General features: G+C 60.1%; 18 protein-coding genes. 5 read left to right on the top strand and 13 right to left on the bottom strand.

Annotated elements, in window-relative coordinates:
• Nucleotides 1-352: 352 nt before the first annotated feature.
• From FFM53_RS13770 to FFM53_RS13725, 10 genes are all read right to left on the bottom strand, one after another.
• Nucleotides 353-541, bottom strand: coding sequence for a hypothetical protein (locus FFM53_RS13770; RefSeq protein WP_020052143.1), 189 nt, complete (start codon nucleotides 539-541; stop codon nucleotides 353-355).
• A 162-nt stretch (nucleotides 542-703) separates the two neighbouring features.
• Nucleotides 704-1,453, bottom strand: a complete 750-nt coding sequence (locus tag FFM53_RS13765) for an ABC transporter ATP-binding protein (RefSeq protein ID WP_138389381.1) — start codon at nucleotides 1,451-1,453, stop codon at nucleotides 704-706.
• Nucleotides 1,450-2,283: an ABC transporter ATP-binding protein gene (locus tag FFM53_RS13760; RefSeq protein WP_138331920.1), complete on the bottom strand. Its 834-nt coding sequence runs from the start codon at nucleotides 2,281-2,283 to the stop codon at nucleotides 1,450-1,452. The genes FFM53_RS13765 and FFM53_RS13760 overlap by 4 nt, the downstream gene beginning before the upstream one ends.
• A complete protein-coding gene (locus tag FFM53_RS13755) occupies nucleotides 2,280-3,215 on the bottom strand; it encodes an ABC transporter permease (RefSeq protein ID WP_138389380.1) in 936 nt (311 codons plus the stop codon). The genes FFM53_RS13760 and FFM53_RS13755 overlap by 4 nt, the downstream gene beginning before the upstream one ends.
• On the bottom strand, nucleotides 3,212-4,279 hold the full coding sequence (locus FFM53_RS13750) for an ABC transporter permease (protein ID WP_138389379.1): 1,068 nt from the start codon (nucleotides 4,277-4,279) through the stop codon (nucleotides 3,212-3,214). Before FFM53_RS13750 ends, FFM53_RS13755 begins: the two co-directional genes overlap by 4 nt.
• 18 nt (nucleotides 4,280-4,297) lie before the next feature.
• Nucleotides 4,298-5,941 carry an ABC transporter substrate-binding protein gene (locus tag FFM53_RS13745; protein ID WP_138389378.1) on the bottom strand — a complete coding sequence of 548 codons (1,644 nt, stop codon included), beginning with the start codon at nucleotides 5,939-5,941 and terminating at the stop codon, nucleotides 4,298-4,300.
• Nucleotides 5,942-5,978: 37 nt separating this feature from the next.
• The gene (locus tag FFM53_RS13740; protein WP_029874673.1) at nucleotides 5,979-7,037 is read right to left on the bottom strand and encodes a dipeptidase; all 1,059 of its coding nucleotides are present in this window, start codon (nucleotides 7,035-7,037) and stop codon (nucleotides 5,979-5,981) included.
• A gap of 249 nt (nucleotides 7,038-7,286) precedes the next feature.
• On the bottom strand, nucleotides 7,287-8,312 hold the full coding sequence (locus tag FFM53_RS13735; RefSeq protein ID WP_018244091.1) for an ABC transporter permease: 1,026 nt from the start codon (nucleotides 8,310-8,312) through the stop codon (nucleotides 7,287-7,289).
• Between the two features lie 34 nt (nucleotides 8,313-8,346).
• Nucleotides 8,347-9,888, bottom strand: coding sequence for a sugar ABC transporter ATP-binding protein (locus tag FFM53_RS13730; RefSeq protein ID WP_138389377.1), 1,542 nt, complete (start codon nucleotides 9,886-9,888; stop codon nucleotides 8,347-8,349).
• 69 nt (nucleotides 9,889-9,957) lie between these two features.
• A complete protein-coding gene (locus tag FFM53_RS13725) occupies nucleotides 9,958-10,887 on the bottom strand; it encodes a sugar ABC transporter substrate-binding protein (protein ID WP_138389376.1) in 930 nt (309 codons plus the stop codon).
• A 375-nt stretch (nucleotides 10,888-11,262) separates the two neighbouring features.
• Between FFM53_RS13725 and FFM53_RS13720 the strand changes: the two genes are divergently transcribed.
• A complete protein-coding gene (locus FFM53_RS13720) occupies nucleotides 11,263-11,760 on the top strand; it encodes a DUF1993 domain-containing protein (RefSeq protein WP_138331928.1) in 498 nt (165 codons plus the stop codon).
• A gap of 124 nt (nucleotides 11,761-11,884) precedes the next feature.
• On the opposite strand, the gene FFM53_RS13715 is transcribed toward FFM53_RS13720, so the two are convergent.
• Both FFM53_RS13715 and galE read right to left on the bottom strand, forming a co-directional pair.
• Nucleotides 11,885-13,444 carry an alkaline phosphatase family protein gene (locus tag FFM53_RS13715; RefSeq protein ID WP_138389375.1) on the bottom strand — a complete coding sequence of 520 codons (1,560 nt, stop codon included), beginning with the start codon at nucleotides 13,442-13,444 and terminating at the stop codon, nucleotides 11,885-11,887.
• On the bottom strand, nucleotides 13,422-14,405 hold the full coding sequence (gene galE / locus FFM53_RS13710; protein WP_138331930.1) for a UDP-glucose 4-epimerase GalE: 984 nt from the start codon (nucleotides 14,403-14,405) through the stop codon (nucleotides 13,422-13,424). The genes FFM53_RS13715 and galE overlap by 23 nt, the downstream gene beginning before the upstream one ends.
• Before the next feature lie 268 nt (nucleotides 14,406-14,673).
• Here galE and FFM53_RS13705 point away from each other — a divergent pair, with 268 nt between their 5' ends.
• Both FFM53_RS13705 and FFM53_RS13700 read left to right on the top strand, forming a co-directional pair.
• Nucleotides 14,674-15,318 (top strand): ThuA domain-containing protein, encoded by a 645-nt coding sequence (locus tag FFM53_RS13705; protein WP_138331931.1) that lies wholly within the window; start codon nucleotides 14,674-14,676, stop codon nucleotides 15,316-15,318.
• Nucleotides 15,319-15,459: 141 nt separating this feature from the next.
• Nucleotides 15,460-16,023: a GNAT family N-acetyltransferase gene (locus FFM53_RS13700; RefSeq protein ID WP_138389374.1), complete on the top strand. Its 564-nt coding sequence runs from the start codon at nucleotides 15,460-15,462 to the stop codon at nucleotides 16,021-16,023.
• Between the two features lie 33 nt (nucleotides 16,024-16,056).
• On the opposite strand, the gene FFM53_RS13695 is transcribed toward FFM53_RS13700, so the two are convergent.
• Nucleotides 16,057-16,311: a DUF2934 domain-containing protein gene (locus FFM53_RS13695; protein WP_130718321.1), complete on the bottom strand. Its 255-nt coding sequence runs from the start codon at nucleotides 16,309-16,311 to the stop codon at nucleotides 16,057-16,059.
• A gap of 201 nt (nucleotides 16,312-16,512) precedes the next feature.
• Here FFM53_RS13695 and FFM53_RS13690 point away from each other — a divergent pair, with 201 nt between their 5' ends.
• The gene (locus FFM53_RS13690; protein ID WP_138389373.1) at nucleotides 16,513-17,949 is read left to right on the top strand and encodes a DUF6880 family protein; all 1,437 of its coding nucleotides are present in this window, start codon (nucleotides 16,513-16,515) and stop codon (nucleotides 17,947-17,949) included.
• 36 nt (nucleotides 17,950-17,985) lie between these two features.
• Nucleotides 17,986-18,546: a DsbA family protein gene (locus FFM53_RS13685; protein WP_138389372.1), complete on the top strand. Its 561-nt coding sequence runs from the start codon at nucleotides 17,986-17,988 to the stop codon at nucleotides 18,544-18,546.
• Nucleotides 18,547-18,789 lie beyond the last annotated feature (243 nt).

Below are 18,789 nucleotides of genomic sequence, written 5' to 3'. Positions count from 1 at the left end.
ATTCAATAAAGGCGGAAACCGCCGCAGCGCCGGCATCTGCCGACGCTTGCTCAGGCCGGATTATCCGACGACGCCGCAAACCATGGCTACGACGAACAGGAATGCTGCAGTGAAGATCGCGCCGTGGAGCATCGTCTGAAGCCTGTGGCGTGTGGTAAGCGGCTTCTTAGTCGGTACGGAACCATACTGGTTCACGTGAGCATGCGAAATACCCAGATCTGCCATATGTCGCCTCCGTTGTTCTCGTGCGGCCGGTTGTGCGGCTCGCGTTTATATTCTTACTTTCTCTATCAAGTAGGTAGAGATAAATTTCCGTCTAGAGCGAGCGGAAGAGAAAATTCAACCAGCCCTTTTAGCAGAGCGTGCGCCATGCCCAGATCAACGAGCGCTCGACGGCGTTCTCGTTCTGCGACGGGTTGGAGGAAGTCTCGATCAGCCGACGGTCCTTTTCCGCAGGAATGGATGCCGAAATCTGTTCCCGGCGATCGGCTCGAACAGGAGGATCGAGGTAACCCATGGTCATCCCACCGAGAAAGAACATGCATCAACCTCCATCGATCACGAAAGCTAACAATCGTTAACGGGATCATGACAGAAGCGAGGCAGCTGTCAATAGTCTAGCTGAATGGTCGTCTTTTAGGGAAGCATTATCCTTAACACCGCTGCCGGTCTTTTCTTTTCAACGGTTTGAAAAGATTGACTTTCAGGCTTTGACGAAACCCTTGCTCGCGATCATCAAATTTCTCGTATATTCCTCGTGAACCGCGCCTTGCGCCAGTTCTTGCGAGCTCAGCCGCTCGACGACGGCGCCGTTGCGCATCACGGCGAGCCTTTCACACATATGGGTGACGACCCCGAGATCATGGCTGACCATCACGAAGGTGAGCTTGCGGTCGCGTCGGATCTCTTCCAGCAGGTTCAGCACCTCGGCCTGCACCGAGGCGTCGAGCGCCGATGTCGGCTCGTCGAGCAGCAGGATCGACGGTTCCACGATCAGCGCCCGAGCGATCGCCACGCGCTGGCGCTGGCCGCCGGAGAGCTGATGCGGGTAGCGGAAACGGAAACCATTGCCGAGGCCGACCTCGTCCAGCGCGCGGGCGATCCGCTTCTCGCTGTCGGCGATGCCGTGGATCGCAAGCGGTTCGAGCAGAAGCCGATCGATCGTCTGGCGCGGATGCAGCGAACCATAAGGATCCTGGAAGACCATTTGCACGCGTCGATAGAAGACTTTGCTGCGCTTCGAACCTTTCAGCGCCTCGCCATCGATGTTGATCGCGCCGCCGCTGATCGGCGCAAGTCCGGCAACGGCCCGCAGCAAGGTCGATTTTCCCGAGCCGGACTCGCCGACGAGACCAAAGGATTCGCCGCGTTCGACAGTAATGCTGACATCCTTCAGCGCATGAAAATGGTCGTAAACGACGCTGAGATCGTCGATCTCGAGAGCTGCGCTCATGCCGCCCACTCCGGCTTGCGGTCGAGCACCGGCAAAGGATGACGGTTCGCGCCGATCTCGGGCATGCAGTTCAGCAGCCCCTGTGTATAGGGATGCTGCGCATGTTTGAGATCGGCCGCCGCCAGCTCCTCGACGACCTTGCCGGCATACATGACGATGACGCGGTCGCAAAAGGAGGAGACCAGCCTCAGATCGTGGGAGACGAAGATCAGCCCCATGCCGCGCTCGGACACCAGCCTGTCCATGATCCGCAGCACATCGAGTTGCACCGTCACGTCAAGCGCCGAGGTCGGCTCGTCGGCAATCAGCAGTTCAGGCCCGGCAATCAGCATCATGGCGATCATCGCACGCTGCCCCATGCCGCCCGAAACCTCGTGCGGATGCAGGTCGAAGACACGTTTCGGATCGCGGATCTGCACCGCTTCCAGCATGGCGAGCGCGCGATCGCGCGCCTCCGCCTTGCCGACCTTCTCATGCGTGCGCAGCGTTTCGCAGATCTGCCGTCCGATCGACATGACGGGATCGAGCGAATATTTCGGATCCTGCAGGATCATGGCGATGCGCTTGCCGCGCAGCCTGCGCCTTTCGCCGGCAGACGCATTGATGAGATCGATGCCGTTGAAATTAAGCCTGTCGGCCGTGACGATACCGTGTTTCGGCGTTAGGCCCATGATCGCCCGTCCGGTCTGCGACTTGCCGGAACCGGATTCGCCGACGATGCCGAGCCTTTCCTTGCCGAGCGTGAAGGAGACGCCGCGCACGGCCTCGATCACGCCGGTGCGCGTGGGGTAGCTGACCTTGAGTTTGTCCACGGTTAGAAGTGTGGTCATTGGCCGCTCTCCTTCGGATCGAGCGCGTCGCGCAGGCCGTCGCCGAGAAGATTGAAGCCGAGGCTGACGATGAGGATGGCGATGCCGGGCATCGCCGCGACCCACCATTGATCGAGGATGAAGCGCCGTCCCGAGGCGATCATCGCACCCCATTCTGGCAGCGGCGGCTGCGCCCCCAGGCCTAGGAAACCGAGACCGGCCGCCGTCAGGATGATGCCCGCCATGTCGAGCGTCACACGCACGATCAGCGAGGAAATGCAGAGCGGCATGACATGCCGCACGATAATGCGAAGCGGCGAGGCGCCCATCAGCCTCACCGCCGAAATATAGTCCGACCGCCGGACCGTCAGCGTCTCGGCGCGCGCAATGCGAGCATAGGGCGGCCACGATGTAATGGCGATGGCGATGATCGCGTTCTGGATGCCGGGACCGAGGGCTGCGACAAAGGCGAGCGCCAGCACCAGCTTCGGAAAGGCGAGGAAGATATCGGTGATGCGCATCAGCGTCGCATCCACCCAGCCTCCGGCATAACCGGAGACCGTGCCGACAATCAGGCCGACCGGCGCGGAGATGACGGCGACGAGCACGACGACGAGCAACGTCAATCGCGATCCGTAGATCAGCCGCGAATAGATATCACGGCCCTGATCATCCGAACCGAGCCAGAATCCCCCCGTGCCGGGCGGCAGCAGCCGAGCATTGCGCAGATCGCCGACAACGGGATTATGCGTGGCGAGCACATCGGCAAAGGCGGCGATGAAAAGCAGCGCCACGATGATCAGCAGGCCGACGACCGCGAGCCTGTTTGCCGTGAACTGCCGCCAGGTGACATAAGTGCGGCCGAGGCGGGCTTGCAGGCGCGATTGCGGCCGGTCGGAAAGCAGCCATTCGCGGCGGCTCATCGCAGGAGATGGGCTGGCATTGGCCGTCATCGGTTTCGCGTCCTCGGATCAAGCGTCCGGTAGAGAAGATCGGACAGAAGGTTGATGCCGATGAAGACCGTACCGATGACGATCGTGCCGCCGAGCACGGCGTTCATATCGGCGTTCTGCAGCGAATTGGTGATGTAGAGCCCGATGCCCGGCCAGGAAAAAACGGTCTCGGTCAACACCGATCCTTCGAGCAGGCCGGCATAGGAAAGCGCAATCACGGTGACGAGCGGCACAGCGGCATTGCGTAGCGCATGGCCCCAGATCACCCGCGTTTCCGAAAGCCCTTTGGCGCGGGCGGCAACGATATATTCCTGGGAAAGCTCGTTCAGCATGAAGCTGCGCGTCATGCGGCTGATATAGGCGAGCGAGAAATAGCCGAGCAGCGAGGCCGGCAGGATGATGTGGCGGAAGACATCATAGAAGACATCCCATTGCCCCTGCCAGGCGCTGTCGAGCAGGTAGAGGCCGGTGATCGGCGTGAACGTATATTCGAAGACGATGTCGATGCGGCCGGGAAAGGCCACCCAGCGCAGTCGCGCATAGAAGATGACGAGCGAGATCAGCGCCAGCCAGAAGATCGGCACCGAATAACCGATGAGGCCGACGACGCGCACCACCTGGTCGACAATGCTGCCGCGGCGCACGGCGGCGAGAACGCCGAGCGGTACGCCGACAACGGCGCCGATGATCGTTCCGAGCGTTGCGAGCTCGATTGTCGCCGGCAGGACACGGCGGATATCGACCATCACAGGATTGGTCGTCAGCACCGAATTGCCGAAGTCACCGGACAGGATGCCTTTGATATAGATGAAGAACTGCTGATAGAGCGGCAGATTGAAGCCCATTTCCTGGCGTACGCGCTCGACGACATGGTTGGGCGCGCGGTCGCCGAGGATGGCGAGCACGGGATCGATCGGCACGACGCGGCCGATGAAAAAGGTGACGGCCAGAAGGCCGAGATAGGTGGTGACGGCGGCAAACAGAAACCGCCCTAACGCCTTTGCAAAGGCCCTAGCACGGCCCTTTCGGGGCCGCGCCTCCTGCGTTGTTTCGACGGTGCTCAAGCGACCAATCCTGCCGGACTATTCCTTGGCGATCGGACCGACGAAATTGGTGTCGAAGCTCGGACCCAGCTTGAAGTCCTTCACGCTCTTGCGGTAGCCGGCCACCTCGGTTTGCTGGAAGATGAAGACGAAGGGGCTGTTTGCCAGATACTTCTTCTGGATGTCCTGATATATGGCGGCGCGCTTGGCAGCGTCGCGTTCCAGAAGTGCTGCCTTGGCTTGCTTGTCGAGCTCCGGCGCTTCCCAGGTGTTGCGCCATGCGAGCGTCTTCACCGTGCCGGCATCGGAATTGTCAGGATTGCCGGTAAAGGTGTCGGCATTGGAATTCGGGTCGAAATAGTCCGAACCCCATTGGCCGATATACATGTCATGGGTACGGGCGCGGTACTTGGTCAGCGTCTGCTTGCCGTCGCCGGGGATGATTTCCATCTTCACGCCGGCCTGCGCCAGCGTCTGCTGCATGGATTCGGCGATACCAGTCACCGGTTGGCTGTTGCGCACGTCCATCGTGATCGAGAAACCGTCGGGTACGCCGGCCTTGGCCAGCAGTTCCTTGGCCTTGGCGACATCGAGCTTGTAGGGATTCTCGTCGAGTGCGCCGAGCTGACCCTTTGGCAGGAAGGTCTGATGGATCTCGCCGATACCCTTGATCAGCGTTGCGCCGATCGCATCGTAATCGACCAGATATTTGAAGGCTTCCTGGACTTCCGGCTTCTTCAGGTTCTCGTTCTTGTTGTTCAGGCTGACATAATAGATCGTGCCCTTCGGCGCACTCGTTGTCGCCAGATCGGCATTCTTCGAAACCGCGTCGATATCGCCCGGCTCGAGATTACGGGCGATATCGATATCACCGGCTTCGAGCGCCAGGCGTTGGGCAGCGCTTTCCTTCATGTAGCGGTAGATGACGCGGTTGAGCTTTGCCTTGTCGCCATAATAATTGTCGTTGCGCTCCAGCACGACGACTTCGTTGGCGCGCCATTCGCGCATCTTATAGGGACCCGAGCCGGCATAGCCGGTCTTCAGCCATTCATTGCCGAAGTCGTTGTCGTATTTGTGGTCGGCATCGGGCGTCACCGCCTTCACATGCTCCAGCACCAGCTTCTTGTCGACGACGGAAGCGACGGTTGCCGTCAGGCAGTTGAGCACGAAACTCGGTGCATAGGCCTTGTCGACCGTGAAGACGAAGGTGCCGGCATCGGCCGCCTTGGCCTTTTCCGTGACGTTGTCGCCGGTCAGGCCGAACTGGGTGAGGATGAAGGCCGGGCTCTTGTCGAGCTTGACGGCACGCTCGAACGAATAAGCGACGTCTTCGGCGGTGATCGGGTTGCCGGAGGCGAATTTCAGGCCTGACTTCAGCTTGAACGTATAGGTAAGGCCGTCATCGGAAACGCTCCAGCTCTCGGCCAGATCGCCCTTCACCTTGGACGTGTCGTCCATGTCGAGACGGACGAGCAGGCTGTAGCTGTTGGTGGTGATTTCGGCCGTCGAAAGCTCGAAAGCCTCGCCCGGATCCATCGTGATGATGTCGTCGATGGCGAAGCCTTCGACCAGCGTATCCTTCGGCGTCTCGGCAAAGGCCGAGGATGCGGCCATCATCAGCAGTGAAAGCGCAGCTCCCGCGGAAAGCATGCGGAAATTGCGGTTGAGCTTGGTCATCATCATGGTCTGTTCCCCTGTTTTTTGATTGGATACGAAAGGCTTAGGCGTGGTCCTCCCGCCAAGCCTGAGCCAGAATGCGAAGCCAGTTTTCACGGGCAAGTTTTGCCAGGTCGGCGTCAGCATAGCCAACCTCTCTGAGAGCGGCAATCAGCTTCTGATTACCGGCTGCATCACCGATTTCCTCGGGAATGGTGGCCCCGTCGAAGTCCGATCCGAGCGCCACGCAGTCGATGCCGATGCGGTTCACAAGATAGTCGATGTGGCGGATCATGTCGGCAAGCGGCGTATCGCTGTCCGAGCGGCCATCGGCACGCAGCATGGCGGTGGCATAATTGATGCCGACGAGCCCGCGGCTTTCGCGGATCGCATCGAGCTGCCTGTCCGTCAGGTTGCGCGCGACCGGCGTCAGGGCGTGGGCATTGGAATGGCTGGCGACCAGCGGCTGGTCCGTCTTCTTCGCCACGTCCCAGAAACCCTTCTCGGTGATATGGGCAAGGTCGATCAGGATACCGAGACGATTGCATTCCCTGACCAGCGCGAAGCCGGCATCGGTGAGGCCGGGCGCCGTATCCGGCGACATCGGGAAGGCGAAGGGTACGCCGTGACCGAAGACATTGTGCCGGCTCCAGACCGGACCGAGCGACCGCAGCCCTGCCGCATAGAACACCTCCAGCGCCGAGAGATCGGCGCCGATCGCCTCGCAGCCTTCCATATGCATGACGGCGGCGAAAATGTCGTCCGCCATGGCGCCGCGGATATCCTTCACCGTCCGGCAGAGCCGCCAGGCGCCGGCCTGGTCGAGCCGCAGCGCGATCGCCGCCATTTCATTGGCGATGGCAAGCGAAGGCAGCGGATCGAGAGGGGCCGCCATCGGCGTCATATAGCGGCCATCGGCATCCGGATCGGCGAAGACGAGATCGCCTGAAGGAATATAGATGGCGCAGAGACCGCCTGAAAGACCGCCCTCTCTAGCCCGATGCGCATCGATATGGCCGACCGTCGTGCCGTCTGCGAATTCCGCGATCGGGTCGCTGCCATCTTTTGAATGTGTCCAGAGTCGAAGGAGAACGTCGTTGTGACCATCAAATACGAATTGCATCTGTCTTCCTGCGCTGCCCTACTGCATAATCCCTTAAATCAGAATCGATTTAAGAATAAAATTATGCAGCATTCAAAGTGCTACAGCGTCCTTTGCGCGTCTTTTCAGACGCGCGGCGCTGTAGAGGGCGAATGAAGCGGCAGAATAGAAAAGCTGACGGAATTCGCCACCTCTTTTTTCAGAATTCCGTCGATGCTGAAAATGAAACGGGAGCCGAAGCTCCCGTAAAAAATCATTGCATGCCAGAAATCAGTGCTTGCGGCGTTTCTTCTGTCTGTAGACGTCGATGACGACAGCCGCGACGATGATGAGGCCCTTGACGATCTCCTGGTAATAGGCGTCGATCCTGAGGAACGTGAAGCCCGAGGTCATGACGCCGAGAATGATCGTGCCGATGACGGTGCCGGTGATGCGCCCGACACCGCCGGTGAGCGAGGTGCCGCCGATGACGGTCGCGGCGATCGCGTCGAGTTCATATCCGACACCCATGCTGGCCTGTGCGGTTTCAGCGCGTGCCGCCGTGACGATACCGGCAAGGCCGGCGAGCAATCCGGCAATCACATAGACCTTGACGAGATGCGCCTCGATGTTGATGCCGGAAACGCGCGCGGCCTGCGGGTTCGCGCCGATGGCATAAGTGAACTTTCCATAACGCGTATAGCGCAGCGCAATGTGAAAGATCAGTGCAACGACCAGGAAGACGACAACCGGCCAGGCTTTCGTTCCGATGAAATGAAACTGCTCGGTGATCCCCGAAACCGGCTGTCCCTTCGTATACCACTTCGCGACACCTCTGGCCGAAACGAACATGCCGAGCGTGGCAATGAACGGCGGGATCTTCGTGTAGGCGATGAGCGCGCCGTTCGCGAGACCGGCGGCCGCCCCGATCAGCAGACCAACGACGATCGGCACGAAAGCCGGCAGGTCGGTCAGCGAGGGAAAAACGGCCCGTCCCCAGGTCGAGGACTGGGCAAAGCTCGTTGCGATCATCGCCGTCATGCCGACGACCGAACCCGACGAAAGATCGATGCCGCCGGTGATAATGACCTGCGTGACGCCGACGGCGATAATGCCGATGACGGAGACCTGCAGGATCATGATCGTCAGACGCTGCGAATTCATCAGGAAGCTTTGGCCGATGAACATCCAGCCGAGCACTTCGTAAATGAGCGCGATGCCGACGAGCACAAGGAAAATGCTGAGTTCCGTCGGTATGCGCCGCCGCCTTTGCCGGGTTGCGAGCGGAGCCGCGCTCTCTGCTGCCTTGGTAGTCATGTCAAGCCTCCCTTGGGCGATCGCCGTCAACGCATCACTGCGCAGCCAGCTCCATCACCTTGATCTGCGTTGCTTCGTCGCGATTGAGGAAACCGGTCACGCGTCCCTCGTGCATGACCATGATGCGGTCGCTCATCCCGAGAACTTCGGGCATCTCGGACGAGATCATCACCACCGCCACACCATCTCGCGCCATTTCCGTGACCAATCGGTGGATTTCCGCCTTGGCGCCGACATCGATGCCGCGCGTCGGCTCGTCGAGGATGAGAATGCGCGGATTGGTGAGCAGCCAGCGCCCGATCAGCACCTTCTGTTGATTGCCGCCCGAAAGATTTTCCACCCGCTCGTACAGATTGGGCGTTTTGACGCGCAGCTTTTTTGCCATGTCTTCGCAGGTTGCCTCGACTGCGCCCTGCTGTACGAAGCCGCCCCTGACGTATCTGTCCTGCAGAACGGCGATCTGCATGTTCTCGAGAATATCGAGAATCAGCAGGCAACCGGTATCTTTGCGGTCTTCGGTCAGGAACGCCATCCGATTGCGGATGGCCTCGGTCGGCGAAGAAATGGCCGCCGGCTTGCCGTAGAGCTCGATCGAGCCGGAACTTGCCGGCGTCACGCCAAACAGCGTTTCGGCGACATTCGACCGGCCGGAGCCGACCAGGCCGGCCACGCCGAGGATTTCGCCGGCCCTGACCTCGAAGGAGACGTTATTGAAGACGCCCTTGAGACAAAGATCCTTGACGGAAAGCACGACCTCGCCGATCGGCACCTCTTCCTTGGGAAACATCTGGGTGATCTCGCGCCCGACCATCATGCGGATGATGTCGTCGCGTGTGACGTCGGTCGAGGCATGCGTGCCGATATATCGGCCGTCGCGGAAGACGGAGAACTCGTCGGCGATCTCGAAAAGCTCGTTCATCTTGTGGGTGATGTAGACGATGCCGATACCCTGGGCCTTGAGGTCGCGGATGATACGGAAAAGATGCTCGACCTCGCGCTCCGTCAGCGCCGAAGTCGGCTCGTCCATGATCAACACGTCGGAATTATAGGAAACCGCCTTGGCGATCTCGACCATCTGCCGGTTGGCGACCGACAGGAACCGGACCTCGATATCGGGATCGATGGCGATATTGAGCCGAGTAAACAATTCCTCGGTCATGCGGTGCATCACGCCGTGATCGATGAAACCGAGGCGGTTCTTCGGTTCGCGGCGAATCCAGATATTTTCTGCGACCGTCATGAACGGCATCAGGTTCAGCTCCTGATGGATCATGGCAATGCCGTTCTCCAGCGCGTCGAGCGGAGATTTCAGCTGGATCTCGATCCCCTTCAGGCGAATATCGCCCTTGTCCGGCGTGTAGATGCCGGCGAGGATCTTCATCAATGTCGATTTGCCGGCGCCGTTTTCGCCCATCAGCGCATGCACGGTGGCGCGCTTCAGCCGGAACTGCACGTCGTCAAGTGCGACGACTCCAGGAAATTCCTTGCGGACACCCTCGGCGCTCAAGAGATATTCCGCATTCGGGACCGCGCCGCTTGCGCGCACGGCGGCCATGGTTGTCGGGCTGACGGCCATATCGTCTCCTCCGGATACGGGTAGGCGAAAAGGATGCGGGCAAAGCCCGCATCCTGTGTGCCGTTCGCCTCAGTTCTTGCTGACGAAGTCCTTGACGTTGGCAGGCGTGACGAGCTGGAAGGGGATGTAGACCTTCTTCTCGATCTTTTCGCCCTTGGCGAGCTTGAGCGCTGCATCGAGCGAGCCCTTTCCCTGGCCGGCGGCATCCTGGAACACCGTGACGTCGAGATCGCCCGCCTGCATGGCGGCAAGCGCGTCCTGCGTGGCGTCGACACCGCCGACGACGACCTTGCTCATATCCTTACCGGCCGCCTTCAGCGCCTGGATGGCGCCGATCGCCATTTCGTCGTTGTTGGAGATCACAGCGTCGAATTCAATACCGCTGGAGAGCCAGTTGGTCATCAGGTCGGCGCCCTGGGTGCGGTCCCAGTTGGCGGTCTGCTCTTCGACGATCTCCAGGCCCTTGCACTCATCCGTCTTGATGACGTCATGGATGTCCTGCGTCCGCATGCGCGCAGCCTGGTTGGAGAGCTCGCCCATGATGACGACGGCCTTGCCCTTGCCACCGAGAATGCGGCAGATTTCTTTGGTTTCCAGCGTGCCGGATTCCTGCTCGTTGGAAGCGACGAAGGCCTGATTGTCCGGCAGCGTGTCGACGTTGACCGGTTCACGGTTGACATAGACAAGCGGAATACCAGCATCGGCCGCGAGCTTCGACATTGCCGTGGTCGCATCGGTATCGACAGGGTTGACGACGATTGCATCGACCTTGGAGGCGATGAAATTCTGGATCTGGCTTTGCTGCTTGGAAACGTCGTTCTGTGCGTCTTCGACCTGCAGCGTCACACCGCTCAGTGTCTTTGCATAATCGGTCATGCCGTTGCGCAGAACCGTCAGGAAATTGTCGTCGAATTTCGCCATCGAGACGCCGACAGTTTCCGCGTGAGCGGCCGTCGACATGACGACCGCCATCGCAGTGCCCAGGATAAACTTTTTCATTTTCACTTCCTCCACAAAGCGGTGCCCGGCTGCACCCTCCTCACGCCGGAGCTCCAGGCATTTGCTCTGAAGCCGCAATTCCCCTGCGCCACCTCTCCCGCGGCGCTCCGCAAAACGGAACAAACAAACCGTTAAATCTGTTCTGCGGAATATTCATTCCATTTTCTGGGAACGGCGTCAAGTATCTTTAGCGGCGACGAGATATGGATGAGAGCGAAATGCCGTGGGACCTCACGACCGACGCCCACATTCCTCGTGTTGTGAAAGACCAAGCGAGCATCCATCTATGGGAGGATCGAAGGCAGGCTCACGGCCGCAGGCGCCTTCGACCTCTCGCCGCGACCCAATCATTTGAAGATTTTGGAGACAGGACAAATGTCCATTTCGATGTATCGCCTCACCGTTCCGATGTTCCAGCGCGGCCTCGCCAGCCTGAAAACCTACCTCGACAAGGCCGAAGCCTATGCGAAGGAAAAGAATATCGATCCTGCAATATTGGTCGCCGCTCGCCTGGCGCCCGACATGCTGCCGCTCTCCGGCCAGTATCAACGCGCCAGCGACAGCGCCAAATTTGCGCTCGCCCGCCTGACGGCGACCGACGCCCCGAAGTTCGAGGACAACGAAAAGACGTTCGACGACCTGCGCGAGCGCCTGGCAAAGACCGACGCCTATCTCGCCGGCTTCTCGGCGGAAGCATTGGAAGACACGCAAACCCGCCAGATCACCCTGCCGGGAAAGAGTGGTATCGTGCTGCCGGGTGACGAATATATCGCCACCTTCGCCCTGCCGAATTTCTATTTCCATGTCGCGACGGCCCACGCCATCCTGCGCAACCAGGGTGCGCCGATCGGTAAGCGCGATTATCTCGGCTGAACAAAGCAATTCCAGCAAAAGTGTGCAGCGGTTTTGCCAGGCAAAGCGTGAAACGCTTTTGCCGGGAATTGCGTAAAAGAGAAAGAGAGTATCGCCGTCATTCGAAGAAGACGGCGATGCTCTATCAGGGCCGGTGCGTCACCAGCCCTCTTTCCGTCAGCTCGGTATAGGCGAGCGTCTGATCGAGATGGCGCGCTCGGAGCGACAGCAGCTTTTCGGCATAGTCGAGCCGTATCGCCGCATAGGCCGGATCCGCCGCGACATTGTCGAGCTCCATCGGATCGTCGCGAAGATTGAAGAGCAGCGGCGGCAATGCGGTAAAATGCACGTATTTGAACCGCGCGTCGCGGATTACCGCGAGGTTGCATTCGTTGGACCGCAGCCGGAAATGCTGCTCGGCCTCGCCATGCGCAATGTCGCGGAAATCGAATTCCCAGAATGCCGCATCCCGCCAACCCTGTCCGCTCCCACCCCTGACAAACGGCATGAGCGACCTGCCATCGAGCCCGTTCTTCGCGTCGATGCCGAGCCTTTGGCAAAGTGTCGGAAAAATATCCGCAGCGCTGGTGAATTTGTCGACGACCCCACCCGCAGCACTGCTTGCGGGATCGCGAATGACAAGCGGAATATGATAGCTGCCATCGAAAAAGCCGCCCTTGCCGAGCGTCCAGTGATCGCCTGCCATCTCGGCGTGGTCAGAGGTGAAGACAATAAGCGTGTCGTCCCAGACGCCCGCATCCTTGAGAGCCTGCCAGATACGGCCGAGCTGCGCATCGACCTCTGATATCATGCCGTAATAGATCGCCCGGATCGCGCCGAAATCTTCGGCGTTCCAGCCGCTGAGCGGCCCCGCTGCACCGTGGATAAAGTGGCCTTTTTCGGAACGCGGCATGGCATAGGCGAGATAGGGATGACTGTCCTGTTCGGCTTCGCAGTTTGCCGCGCGTGCAAAAGCCGGTCCCTCGCCCGGCGTGAACATCCGGTTGAACGGCTCCGGAACGGAGAATGGCGGATGCGGACGTAAGAAAGAGACATGCGCAAACCACGGCCTGTCCTGTTCGCCCATCCAGCGGATGAATTCACCGCTCAGGAACGCCGTCTGGGTCTCGTCGCGCGAATAGGCAGGTGACGCATCGGAAATGTCTCCGGGTCTGGCACCGACGGGAATATGGATATCGCGGCTGACGGCATCCGCATGGCCACGGGACCTGAGCCAGGAGAGCCATTGTTTCTCATGCTCCGGCAGAAGCTGGCGAGCCGTAAAGCCCGGCAGCACGCCTTCGTAGGTCGTCAGATGCGGATCGCCGGCATCCATCCCGCGCGGATCGGGCGCCGTATCCGTATAGCCGAACAGCGTCGGGTCGTATCCCGCCCGCCGGGCGGCCAGCGCCAGATTGTCGAAGCGGGCATCGAGCGGCGAACCGTTACGGCAGACGCGGTGGTTCATCTGGTAAAGGCCGGTATAGAGCGTGGCCCGCGCCGGCGAGCAGGGTGCCGCCCCGGCATAGTGCCGCCGGAAGAGCGTACCTTCGCGCGCCAGCGCATCGACACCCGGCGTCTTTACGCAGGCATGGCCGACGGCCGACAGGCAATCACCGCGCCACTGATCCGCGGTGATCAGGAGGATGTTCGGTCGGCGCGCCTTCTCGATGCTAGTTGGCTCAATGCTGGTTGGATTTTGCATGCCAGTCCCAGGCAGAGCGGATGATCTGAGACAGATCATACTGCGGCACCCAGCCGAGCACGTCGCGCGCCTTGTCGTTATTGGCGACCAGCGTATGCGAATCGCCTTCGCGACGGCCAATATATTCGACCGGGAAAGGCCGGTTCGACACGTCCTCGATGGCGCCGAGCAATTCCTTGACTGTCGTGCCGGTGCCGGTGCCGAGGTTGAGCGCGACGGAATCGCCGCCCTTCAGCAGATATTCGACGGCGCGCACATGCGCATCGGCAAGATCGAGCACATGGATATAGTCGCGCACGCAGGTGCCGTCGCGCGTCTCGTAGTCGCTGCCGAACACCTTGAAACCCTGACGGCGGCCGAGCGCCGCGTCGATCGCTAGCGGTATTGCATGCGTTTCCGGCTGATGCCATTCGCCGATCCGGCCCTCGAAATCGGCGCCGGCTGCATTGAAATAGCGCAGCACCACCGAGCGCAGGCTCCTGTACTGGTCGTAATCGGCAAGCGCCTGCTCGACGATATATTTCGTCCGCCCGTAAGGATTGATCGGCACCTGCCGGTGCGTTTCGTCGAGCGGCACGCTCTGCGGCAGGCCGTAGGTCGCGCAGGTGGAGGAGAAGACGAAGGCGTTGATATCAGCCGCCTGCGCCGCCGAAAGCAGCGTCAACGTGCCGATCACATTGTTCTCGTAGAAGGAAACCGGATCCTTGACCGATTCGCCGACCTCGATCAGCGCCGCGAAATGCAGGATCGCCGCCGGCTTGTGCTTGGCCAGCACCTCATCCAGACGGGCGCGATCGCGAATATCGCCTTCCTCAGCCGGCCCCCATTTGACGAACTCGCGATGACCGTTCGAAAAATTGTCGAAGACGACAGGCGTATAGCCCTTGTTCGCCAGGTCGAGGCACGTATGCGAGCCGATATAGCCGGCGCCGCCGACGACAAGAACCGTTTCACCTGCCATGCACCACCCTTACTATTCATTGAGAGATGGGAGAAACCTAGACGAGATACACGTCAATAAAAAGAAGGAACTGCGATCGGCGTCAACGGACAATACGTCAAATGCCGAAGCCACGCTCGACCGGGAGCGATACGCCGCCTGCGCAATTTGTGCCGGATCAGGAAGAAACATGAATTATTCGCGTGATTTGCATAGCCGCCAGATCTAAGGGGCTTGCACCACCATGTGATGATCAACGGTCTGCAGCCATCAGGCAGGGAGAGCGCGAATGAGGAAGGCATTGGTCGTTTGGGGCGGCTGGCAAGGCCATGAGCCGGAGCAATGCGCTCATATTGTCGCCGATCTTCTGCGCGAGGACGATTTTACAGTCGAGGTGACCGGCGATCTCGGCGTATTCGGATCTCCGACGCTGGCGAAAGCCGATCTGCTGGTGCCGATCATCACCGGTGAAAAGCTTGAGAAGGAACATGCCACCGCCCTCGTCGAAGCCGTGCGTGGCGGGCTCGGGCTTGCCGGCCATCACGGCGCGCTTGCCACGTCCTTCAAGGAAAGCGCGCCTTTCCGCTATGTCTCGGGCGTCACCTGGGTCGCCCATCCCGGCAACATCATCGACTTCCGCGTCGCCATCACCCGCCAGGACGATCCCGTCATGGAGGGCATTCCCGATTTCGACTATCGTTCGGAGCAATATTATCTCCATTACGATCCCACAGTCGAAATCCTTGCGACCACCACCTTCACCGGCGCCTACGATCCGGCGGCCCGCAATATCGTGATGCCCGTCGTCTTCAAGCGCCATTTCGGCGCCGGCCGCATCTTCTATTCCGCCCTCGGCCATGTCGCAGCCGAATTCGACCATCCCTATATGCCGCTCATCCTGCGGCGGGGCCTGAGCTGGGCCGCACGCCAGTAGCGTCAGGACGATCGCCCGCGGATGAGGATCGGCAACGATATACGGGCGCCGTCGGCGGCTAAAGAACGGGGCAGCCTCGCCTGATCGGCCGGCAAGGAGCGGCCGCTTGCCGATCATCCGCCCGCGCCATAACTTGCCCGGATGCAAGATCGCTTCTCTTTCTTCCCCGCCACCGCCGACCGCCTGGCCGATATAGAAGCGGTTTTCGACGATTGCGCCGACGGCCGGAATTGTCGCTGCGCCTACTGGTATCTTCCGAATGCCGACTACAAGGCAGGATGGGGCGAGGGAAATCGCAACTGGTTCCGAAGTCTACTCGCCAAACGCCCGCCCGGAATTCTCGGCTATCACCAGAATGAGCCGGCCGGATGGTGCGGTGTCGCGCCGCGCGCCGTATTCGATCGGCTACGCCGCTCAAAACCCTTTGCGCCGGTCGATGACAAGCCGGTCTGGTCGATCAATTGCTTCATCGTCCGCAAGCCGTTCCGGCGGCAGGGATTATCGCGATTATTGCTGAAACATGCCGTCGAATTTGCGAAGGCAAACGGGGCCGAATGCCTTGAGGCCTATCCCGTCGACCAGCTCCACGCTTCGAGAGCGGCCGAGCTCTATCCGGGGACACTCTCCACCTTCCTTGATGCCGGTTTCGCCGAAGTGGCAAGACGCCTGCCGGCAAGACCGATCGTCCGTCTGGAATGCCGCTGAACATTTCGGCACTCAGGGGAGCGGCAACATGGTCTAGCGAGCCGCTTTGATCTGCCGGTCGTTCTCGACGGCGGGCGCCGCCTGATCATAGATCCGCATCAGCCGCCCGGCTGCTTTCAGCTTCTCGATGAGATCGTTTCCATCAGGCGAAGCCTTCGTCAGCTCAAGCTGCTCGAACTCCCTCAACGCCTGCGCCCAGTGGCTTTCCCCGCGCCCATCCGGCCTGCCTTCCGATTCCCACAACGAATAAGCGCGCTGGCTGACCCAGGCGTCTTTATTATGACTCATAATCAACCCCAGCGAGAAATTTGGAAGCAATATTCGACAGGCAACAAGGTGCCAAAACCGGCTTTAGGAGTCGTTACGAGGCAGCGTTAGTTTTTAGCTAATACCGAGGTGCCGAAGGATTATCCTGTGCATACATTCCAGGAGCTTGGCCTCGTACTGCCCCCGGGGTAGGGTCACCCGCAGAAACGACAGCGATGACCGATGGCAGCCAAGACAACACTTAATGCGAAGAATCTCGAATCCCTTGGTGCGCAGCGCCTTGCCGAGCTGCTGATCGAGGTCAGCATGGGCAGTGCAGCCCACAAGCGACGGCTTCGAATGGAGCTTGCCGGCAATCACGGCGGCGCCGAGGTGGCGCGTGAGGTGCGAAAGCGGCTTACGAGCATTGCCCGCGCTCGTACCGTCATCAACTGGCGCAAAGTGAAAGCGCTGAAGAGCGATCTCGAAACCCAGCGCAAGACGATCGCAGAGACGGTTGCCGCCGATGATCCCCAGGAGGCGTTCGAACTGATATGGCAGTTCCTCGCCCTGGCGAATCCGATCTTTGAAAGATCCAGCGACAGCAGCGGTTCTCTCATCCAAAGTTTTCATCAGGCTTGCGAGGATGCTGCCGCAATCGCCGCGTCCGCCAAGATCGGCGCCAATGTCCTGGCCGACAAGGTGTTCAAAGCCGTGCAAGACGATGGCTACGGCCAGTACGACAACCTGATTGCGGCGATGGCGCCAGCTCTCGGCAAGGATGGTCTCGATTGCCTGAAAACCCTCTTCGTCCAATGGTCCAAGGAGCCGAAAGACAAGCCGACGGAAGACAAGCGCGAGATCATCGGCTGGGGCAGCGGAGGCCCCCTTTACGAAGATGAGATTTACGGCACTCAGCGAGATCTGACGGTGCGCATAGCCTTGCAGGAAATTGCCGACGCCCAGGGCGATGTTGATGCCTACATCGCGCAGCAATCCGAGAAAACGCGCAAGATGCCGATGATTGCGGCCGACATCGCCAATCGTCTGGTCTCGGCCGGCCGGGCGAAGGAAGCACTTGAGGCGCTGAATGAGGTCGATACGAAAGGCCAGGCCGACATGCCATTCGAATGGCAGCTCGCGCGCGTCGAGACGCTCGAGGCCCTGGGGCGCACCGAGGAGGCCCAAACCTACAGATGGACTTGTTTCGAGCAGTCGCTGCATGGCGAGCACCTGAAGGCTTTCCTCAAGCGACTGCCGGACTTCGACGATCTGGAGGCGGAGGAGAAGGCATTCGCTTATGCCCAGGCTTTCCCGGACGTCCACCAAGCACTTACATTTTTCCTGAATTGGACGGCACCTGCCGAGGCAGCGAAACTCGTGATGAGGCGGAAGGCGGAACTGAACGGCGATCTCTATGAGCTGATGCCGGCGGCGGCCGAAGCTCTGGCAGAGAAACATCCGCTTGCGGCAACCATCGTCTTGCGCTCCATGATCGATTTCACGCTCGATAGCGGCCGGTCCAGCCGCCATAAGCATGCGGCGAGGCATCTCGCGGACTGCGCGTCGCTTGCGCCTCATATCGATGACTTCGGCAACACCAGACCCCATGACGTCTATGTCGCAGAACTTAAGCGTCGACACGGCAAGAAGCATGGCTTCTGGAGCCTGGTGACCTAAGTTTCTCCCGATACCTTACCTTCAGAGAGGAATCCCATGACGACCACTTCCTGGCACGCCGATCCGCTCACCTGGGGAACCGGGCCCCGCATCTTCGAAGCTTTCCTGGAGCCGACTTGCCCCTATTCGGTCAGAGCGTTTAACAAGTTCGACGAACTGCTGAGCCAGGCCGGCGAAGACAAGATCACCGTGAAGATCCGCCTGCAGTCGCAACCCTGGCACATGTATTCGGGCGTCCTCGTCCGCTGCATCATCGCAGCTTCGACTCTGGAAGGCGGCAAGGAAACTGCAAAGAAGGTGATGGCTGCCATCGCCGCACATCGCGAGGAGTTCGAGTTTGAACGCCATGCCGGCGGCCCGAATATGAACGTCACGCCGAACCAGATCATCGAGCGCCTGGAAGGCTACAGCGGCACCAAGCTGAAAGAAGCCTTCGTAATCCCGGATCTCGACCGGGAGATCAAGTGGCACTGCAAATATGCCAGGCAGAACGGCATCCATGTCTCGCCGACTTTCATGATCGACGGACTGGTGCAGCCCGACATGAGCAGCGGCGATGAGGTTGGCGCCTGGGTGAAGAAGGCGCGGGGCAATTGACGCTGGCCGTGTGCCTGAGACTATCAAGCTGAGTCGTCTCGCCGATGCCCTTATTGTGTTCGCATGGCGGATGGAGTCGGTAATGAATCTGGGCTAATTGCTTTTTAAGGCATTGCTGATGAACTGCCGTCATGACAAAGCCGCCCCGCAAGCCTTCCAAGCTACTGCTCGGTGAAGCCTACGAGCCGCCCCGCAGCCGACCGCGCCGGCGGCGAAATTCCGCTCAGCCTCACCTTCCTCTCG

Origin of the sequence: Rhizobium indicum, from assembly GCF_005862305.2 — a bacterium.
Classification (GTDB): Bacteria; Pseudomonadota; Alphaproteobacteria; order Rhizobiales; family Rhizobiaceae; genus Rhizobium; species Rhizobium indicum.
The sequence above is the reverse complement of the archived record's forward strand: the minus strand, read 5'-3'. Positions and strand labels throughout refer to the sequence as shown.